At 37.5% G+C, this 7,888-nt stretch carries 9 protein-coding genes; all 9 read right to left on the bottom strand.

The annotated features are described in order from the left end of the window. Positions 1-465 precede the first annotated feature (465 nt). The gene (locus AC3WLU_RS26615) at positions 466-762 is read right to left on the bottom strand and encodes a hypothetical protein (protein ID WP_492598214.1); all 297 of its coding nucleotides are present in this window, start codon (positions 760-762) and stop codon (positions 466-468) included. Positions 763-894: 132 nt separating this feature from the next. After that, on the bottom strand, positions 895-1,305 hold the full coding sequence (locus AC3WLU_RS26610; RefSeq protein WP_328132022.1) for a hypothetical protein: 411 nt from the start codon (positions 1,303-1,305) through the stop codon (positions 895-897). Between the two features lie 745 nt (positions 1,306-2,050). Next, positions 2,051-2,551, bottom strand: a complete 501-nt coding sequence (locus AC3WLU_RS26605) for a DinB family protein (RefSeq protein ID WP_413005211.1) — start codon at positions 2,549-2,551, stop codon at positions 2,051-2,053. A 202-nt stretch (positions 2,552-2,753) separates the two neighbouring features. Next, a complete protein-coding gene (locus tag AC3WLU_RS26600) occupies positions 2,754-3,326 on the bottom strand; it encodes a recombinase family protein (protein WP_492598215.1) in 573 nt (190 codons plus the stop codon). A 227-nt stretch (positions 3,327-3,553) separates the two neighbouring features. Continuing rightward, on the bottom strand, positions 3,554-3,895 hold the full coding sequence (locus tag AC3WLU_RS26595) for a DUF1801 domain-containing protein (protein ID WP_492598213.1): 342 nt from the start codon (positions 3,893-3,895) through the stop codon (positions 3,554-3,556). A gap of 87 nt (positions 3,896-3,982) precedes the next feature. Beyond that, positions 3,983-4,417 carry a YciI family protein gene (locus AC3WLU_RS26590; RefSeq protein ID WP_413005207.1) on the bottom strand — a complete coding sequence of 145 codons (435 nt, stop codon included), beginning with the start codon at positions 4,415-4,417 and terminating at the stop codon, positions 3,983-3,985. Positions 4,418-4,534: 117 nt separating this feature from the next. Further along, entirely contained in the window at positions 4,535-5,800 is a 1,266-nt protein-coding gene (locus AC3WLU_RS26585; protein ID WP_413005205.1) for an RNA polymerase sigma factor, read from the bottom strand. Then, positions 5,797-6,231, bottom strand: coding sequence for a YciI family protein (locus AC3WLU_RS26580; protein WP_367407949.1), 435 nt, complete (start codon positions 6,229-6,231; stop codon positions 5,797-5,799). The genes AC3WLU_RS26585 and AC3WLU_RS26580 overlap by 4 nt, the downstream gene beginning before the upstream one ends. Positions 6,232-6,385: 154 nt before the next feature. Then, complete coding sequence (locus AC3WLU_RS26575; protein ID WP_413005203.1) at positions 6,386-7,198, bottom strand: alpha/beta fold hydrolase; 813 nt, start codon at positions 7,196-7,198, stop codon at positions 6,386-6,388. Positions 7,199-7,888: the final 690 nt, after the last annotated feature.

Here is a 7,888-nt window from a genome sequence, read left to right as displayed (position 1 = left end):
TAAGACCTCCGAGTAGATGTTTTGTCCCTTTTAGCTGGCCAGCTCAGGACATATTCATCTTATCAAGAGGTCTTTTTTCATTCAAACCGCATTTTCAGTTATTACAGGAATGCTGCCCCTTTAGTTCCATAAGACTTATTGTAGAGGCGAATATAATGTGACATAAAAAAAAAGACGGTTTTACCGTCTAATAGATTGCACTAGTTTTCTTAGTAAAAACAAAACTAATATTGCGAAAAGAGAAGTTAGAATTAATCCTGGGATATTTATAGAAGTTAACAAATTCACACCGCCCAATTAATATCATTAACTAAATTTTAGGTGTTGATACAAAAATAGTCAATAATCAAGGTTCGAATAAGTTACGCTTCTAGAACTATCCTGCCCCGATAGTTGCATAGGAAAAAGCTGCCTTAAAGGCAGCTCCGATCTTAAACAACTCACCTGTTAGTGCAACAAGGATAATCACTTATTTGTTCTTAAAGGTAGTAAGTTAGAATGAACCCATTTAATGAATTTTTCTATACACTCCTCGTCCGTTTGAGCATTAAAGAGAAAAACTCCTCCGACTTCATCTTTGTAGTATTCTTTTGTTCCGAAGAGTAAGCCAAATTCTTCTTGACTCTGGAAATCATAAAACATAACATCCCAGCTTCCGTCTAACCGTTCCAAAGCAATCGCCTCTGCCCAAAAAGGTTCCCAATTATCTATATGAATATGGGGACCCTTGTAATTTTCTAGTTCAAAGTATCTTTTATCCATAAAAGTCGTCCTTTATAAGGTATTTTGACTCTATCTTATCATAGTCCTTATTGAACTAAACTGCCCCTTTAGTTCCATAAGAAAAAGCCGCCTTAAAGACAGCTCCGATCTTCAGCTAACGCACAGAAGCCTTTATTTTTCAAATCTCACTAACGTTTTTTCTGGTATTTCAATCTGGTCAATATCAAAATTATTGATTTGGAGAGTTACCTCACCCTCTCGCTTATCAGTTTCATCTCCAATCCAACAGCTATACAGTTCAAAATAATCCCCTTTTTCAAGATAGCTGTCCATTCTTTTACAAAGTTCTAACAGTTTTACTTTTGATTCAGCACAGGTTTCTTGATTCATATATTCCGAAATCTCAATTCCCCAATGACTTGATACCTCGTAAACATAAGGGTTAGTAAACTGATATTTTTTTAAATTTTGCAGTTCGCTATCTCCTGCAAAACATCTTCCAATGTAAAAAGAATCATCTGAATATTCATCATCGTTAATAGGCAATTCTATATTACAGCCAATGTAGGAAGCTAAACTCATTCTTACCGACTCCTTTGATAATCCTTTTTAAACTATTTTGCCCCGATAGTTCCATAAAAAAAGCTGCCTTAAAGACAGCTCCGATCTTCAGCTACGCACCTGTTAGTTGATTAAGGATGGTCTTTACACCATTAGATTATCAAATAAAGTTCCTGAAAAAATTAACACCATCCCAATAATGATATGGACTTTTTTTTCATTCACTTTTGAATTTTCTAAAATAGTAAAGATGATCCAATTAGGCCAATATATACAACACTTCTTATAAAATAAGATGTATTTACAAGAAAAAGGTTAGGAAACTTTTGATAAAGACCAGATGTAACACCCATAACAAACAAAAAAAGAGGAATTCTTAATTTCCAATACATTTCTTCACCCCATTTAATCAAGGAAATTATTCCATTATTTTATCATTAATCAATTCATAAATGAGTTATTAATGAACTAAACTGCCCCTTTAGTTCATTAAGAAAAGCGATTCTTATTAAAGAATCGCGCCTTTTTCTTGAATAAACAAGAAGCTCATATTAGCCGGTATTGTGGAGGCAATTAACTTATTCTTGCTGGTAATGTTAAATATCGTAGAAGAGTGAGATTACTTTGGATCAACAATTGTTTGATTAAAGTTATTCGTTAGCTCAAAGAAAGATCTGTGTAAACATCTCTCGATCCTCAACTAACGTCACCTTTTTGAAGAAAAAATGGATTACTCTTCTCTTGCCTATTTATAATGAATAACATTTCAAGAATACCAATAAAAAGCATAATCAGTCATAACTGAAGAATCACCCAACTGATGTAACATAGCTGAAATATTCCCTCTATGATAGGTTCCATGATTCACAACGTGTAAGACCATTTCAGATATACTTGTTTCTCTTAATCCTGCCCATGGATTATCCAACATTATTCTCTTTTCCATATCTTCCTGTCTGGTCAAAAAGGATTTAAACCGAGATGTTAAAGTGTGAAATTCCGTTTCTAAGTCTTCAATGGGCAGTTTCTCAATCTTTTCTTGAATTTGAAATGAAGATTGCATTGCTTCATTCATACTCTGACCCTCTAGGGTATTAAGCCATCCATATTCCACCAAATAGAGATGAGATAAAACCTTTGAAACAGAAGAAAAGACACTTTTCATTTCCTTTTGATATTTCTCAGGAGAAAGTGTCTTAAGATGATCAATAATCCGTTGATTTGCCCATACATGATAGTTATATAGATTTTCTACATGATTTGCCATACAATCGCCTCCTTGTCATCACGTTTTTAATATTCTTTATCAGAATGAATTATTCCTTTAAATATTATTGCTTATCTGATGAGATCTTCAACTAAATGGCCCAATTGTTGAACAAAGGTCAAAGCAATGTTCAACTAACCTGCCCCTTTAGTTCATTAAGCAAAAAGGCCACCCAATGGCAGCCCCGGATTCAGTTTAAGAATCATTTAATCTTTGCATATAACGTGGAACGTGGAACTCCTGTAGTTTTTACAATGTCCTTTACACTCATTCCGTTTGTTTCACGTTCATTATATAGCTTAATAGCACGTTTTAAAGTCTTTTCATCTTGCCCTGGTCTTCCCATATGTTTCCCTTGCCTCTTAGCTCTCTCCCGACCTTCTGTAGTTCTTTCTACAATAAGATCACGTTCAAATTGTGCGAATGAACCTAAAATATTAAAAAGCAGTGTTTGTAAGCTGTTTCCTTCGTTTGAACCATCAAACTTCATATCTTCTTTTACAAATCTTACATTAACCCCTTTTTCAGCTAGTTCATGAACTATCTTACTCAAGTCCATAATAGAACGAGCTAAACGATCTATTTTAGTTACTACTAATGTATCCCCTTCTCGTGCAAATTCAATAGCTTTATAAAGTTGGGCTCTTTGTTTTGTACTTGTTCCGGTTACTTTTTCAACAAAAAGCTTTTTACACCCTTCACTTTCCAAAATTTCCTTTTGTGTTTCTAAATCTTGGCCAGTAGTTGAAACCCTCGCATAACCAATTAACAATATGTATCATCCTTTGTCTATAAGTCTAAGAACTTTTATACATTTAATTATAGACTAACTTTTAGATAATAAACAAGGTTAAATTAACAAATATGTCACTTTAACTGATAATTTGCGTATATTTAAGTGTTATTTTGCACATCCAACTTTAAAAACCCAGCTATCTTCACATGAGAAGATTAGCTGGGTTTCTTAATATTTACATCCAATCTCATAGAATTGAATTGTAATTAAAGCGCTTCTGAGGCTTGACTAACCAATAAGACAAGCTGTTCGAAATCAATCGTATCCCCTTTACGGAGCTTCATTGTCTTTCTTTCTGAAGGTCCATCGAACATGCCTTCTGGAAGATCCAATGTGACGGCATTAAAAATGGTAAAGCTGACTGCTGCTTTAGATGTCGAGATAACAGCAGCGTACTTTCCGTTTTTTAGAAAATGTGGCTTTTTGTATTGAATGCGTTCATGTACATCTGGTATGGCCTTGTGGACGGCCTCCCGCAGATTAGTGGCAATTTCTCCCTGCCATGGTTCTTTTAATGCATCAATAAAATCAGTTATTTCTTGGTTCATTTTTACACACGCTCCTTTTCATAGGGTTTATATACTGCCTGAAAAATCTTTTCTTGAATAAAACAAATAAACTTTACGAAATTGACATTATAAATTTTTCAACATATTAAGCTGATCTTGTAAAGAGGCTTCCATCGCCTTTATTCCAGGGTCTTGTATGGACTCTAGTTTCTCTTTTAGTCTTCGCAATTCTATCTCGTACTTGCCTCTCACCTTTGGAACCGGCATTCTTAGCGCCCAGTTTAGCGCCTCGTCCTCCGTACTCACATTAATCAACATATATTCCATGATAAGGTCTTGATTTACCGGAAACGGGCCAGCTAATACCTGTGGTTTTCCACCTTTCTTTGGATACGTTATTCTTAACCCGGTTGAACTTGGCTGAAGCTCTTCATCGGCAAGAAGTGCACCTTTTTTAGCCAGTGACTTCTTATACGAAATCATTGCCTCGCGGTAATCCTTTCCGTCGGCTAGTCCTGCCTCCGAGTACTCTGTGGCTTTGATAATCAATAAAAATCTCATTGTTTTCCCCTCCTCGTTTAAGTTGGAAGAAATGAAGAGCAGAATAGGCTACTCAACTATTCCTTTACCAACACGACGAATAAGGAACGAGATAATCGACAAGGCTGGGAAAAAAATTTATGTAGATGTTCCTTTTCCACATTCCATTGCGCGATTAAGTAGAAGGGTTCGTTCACTTTCATTCTGGGTTAGTGATGCAGCACGTTTAAATTCTGTCCGAGCTTCATCGTAACGCTCTAGCTTCACCAGGAGATCCCCGCGAACACTCGGCAATAGATGATATTTCTTTAAGGATGGGTCAGCATTCAACTCGTCTACAATCTGGATGCCAATGTCCGGACCAAATGCCATGGATATAGCAACTGCCCGGTTTAATTCTACGATTGGCGAGGGCATTACAATCGAAAGAGCTTCATAAAGAGCAGCAATTCGTGGCCAATCTGTCTCCTCTGGAGTCGGTGCCTGAGTATGGCAAGCAGAGATGGCTGCCTGCAATGAATATGGCCCAAGTGAACGCCCTAACTTCCGGCTGCGCTCCAGTGCTGCCAAACCACGGCGAATCAATAATTGATCCCACTGTGCCCGGTTTTGATCCATAAGAAGAACAGGTTCTCCTTTCGAATTAATTCGAGTTTTGAACCGGGAAAATTGAATTTCCATTAAAGCAACTAGTCCATGAACTTCCGGTTCATTAGGTGCGATCTCGGCAAGGACACGTCCCAGTCTCAGTGCCTCTTGGCATAGTAAAGGACGAATCCAGTGGTCCCCTGAAGTTGCTGAATATCCTTCATTAAACATAAGGTAAATCACTTCAAGTACGGTCGACAGGCGATCATTAAGTTCCTCTCCAAGAGGTACCTCAAAAGGAATCTTTTTTTCGTTAAGGGTTCTCTTAGCACGGACAATTCTCTGAGCAATGGTTGATTCCGCGACGAGGAATGAACGCGCAATTTCTTCCGTGGTAAGTCCGCATAACAGGCGCAGTGTCAAGGCAACTCTGGCATCCTGTGATAATACTGGATGACAGGTCATAAAAATCAGACGAAGGAGATCGTCACCAATCTCCTCATCCAGAACATGATCTATGTCTTCCTCAGTATATAAATCCGTATTTTTAGCAATCTCTACATACTTTTGATCACGAATCTTCGTTCTTCGCAAAAAATCAATCGCACGCCGTTTCGCCGTCGTCATCAGCCATGCACCAGGATTGTCTGGTATCCCGGCATGCGGCCATTTTTCAAGAGCAATCACCAAGGCATCTTGAGCCAGATCCTCTGCAAGACCAATATCCCGTACCATCCCGGTTAACTTTGCAATGAGTTTTGGTGACTCTATTCGCCATATCGCTTCAATCGTTCGTTGTGTTTCGGGCAAACTCACGACTTTTTTCGCTCCTCTACATGTTTCCGAAGTGCTGCTTCTTTTTCCAGGAATTCTGGATTATCTGTCAAGTCCACCGCCTCAAATACCTGTCTAAGCTCAATTTCTCCCTGTCCGAATCCATGTGGATCTGGCATCCTTAATGCCCATTCAATAGCTTCTTCTCTTGATTTAACTTCAATCAAGGTATATCCCGCAATTAATTCTTTTGCCTCCGTAAACGGACCGTCCATAATCTTTGGTTTACTACCTGGTTCCGGATAGGAAATCCTTATTCCGTTTAAACTAGGATGTAATCCATCTCCTGCTAATAAAACACCCGCTTTCACCAATTCTTCGTTATACTTCTGCATCGCCTCAATAAGTTCCGGGGTAGGCATTTTTCCTTCCTCTGAGTCTGTAGTCGCTTTTACAATCATCATAAATCTCATAAGTAAATAACCTCCTATTTTTTATGGGGAAGCTTCATTCTAATAGGTGTAAAATTGCAAGTAAATCCGCTTCTATTTATACAACGAATACCTGCTGTTAAATCGACAATCGAAATTATTTTTTTCATACTTTTTGTGAAAATTTTTTGCCTAATTAGTGATTAGCCGTAAAAAATACTGTAAGCTCCGGTGATATCTTTTTTGTATCAAGCTTCTTAGTATGGCCGAGACCTTTTTTACTCAACAATTGCGCATTGGGGAGTGCGTTTGCCAATGCTTGAGCACTATGACGAAGAGATGCAGGGCTCTCTGTCCCTTCTAATACCAACGTTGGCATTGTAACACTGCTCCACCATTCAGCAGACAGTTCCTTTCCTTCCATATAGCCATCCAACAAAGCAGCATCATATGGAAGCGTATGTGCAACCGCCATAAGCTTAGACCACACACCTGGCATAATCCGCATCATGCTGACAACAAATGATGGTGCCCCCATGCCCTTAGTCATAAAGTACTTAATTGCTTCAGCTCTGTTATCCTTGGAAATAAGTTCAGCAGTATGCCTTGTAAAATCTTTCGGCGGCTTACGATCCTCCGTTTTTACCACGAAAGGCGGTTCGTGCAGAGCCAATTTAGTAATGTTTAACCCTTTCTTTGCAGCTAATAGGGCTAGAACAGCTCCCGAAGATAATCCCCAAACATATGCCGATCCACCGGCTTCTTCAATCAAAGCCTGAAGATCTTCAATTTCTCGCCCAACATCATATGGCTGTGTATCACCGCTATCTCCTCGGCCACGGCGGTCGTAGTTGTAAACCGTGAAGTACTCGGACAACAGGTTAGCCAATTCCACCTGCTGCGGAAATTTTCTGTAGCTAAAGGCACCTGCTACCAGGATTAGAGCTGGTCCTCGGCCAACTTTGTCATAAGCGATTTTCGTTCCGTCTTTTGAAGTTACTGAATACATAAATTTTTCCTCCTTTTTCGTTGCAACTGATTTTTAGATATTTAGCTTCCAATATTTACGGATTATATCCGCTTCTAATAAGACGACGAACCACTATAAACAAAATCGACACATCCAAAAATAATTTTTTATTAATTTTCTTTGCCAAAAAAATTGAATTAATTGGATACTTAAGAATTCCAGTTCATCTTATATACTCCAAGTGTGTAATAATTCCCTTTAAAAAAGGGTACCATTTTGTCTTTTTAGTTCCACAATACTAGATATTTGATAAACGGATTTTATTACTGAACAAATTTAAAAAAGCACACATTTTATTTTTTGTTCCAAAACTCGTCCTTTTCTGAACACATGTCATGGCGCTTTGAATAAGTCTTTTTTGTCACCATTCACGTTATAGAACCCTGTTCATTATTCTACGTCCAATAACCTATTAAAATTGATCTTATTTAGATTTGAAACTAATTGATCAAACTAATACAAGAAATCTTGATAAATGAATAAATAGAAAGGGCATGTTCTGAAAAAGAATTAATCAAAACATGCCCTTATACTATTTAATTGGATTATTCTTTTATAAAAAAGATTGATCATTTTTGTGTTCCTTAATGAACTAAACCAGCTAATAGGATGTCAATATCTTTCTCTAAAATTTTCATTTCCCTTATGATATACTATTTTTGGCCATGC

The organism is Peribacillus sp. FW305-BF15 (genome assembly GCF_058783805.1).
Note: the sequence above shows the minus strand (reverse complement) of the source record. Positions and strands in the feature narration are given on the sequence as shown.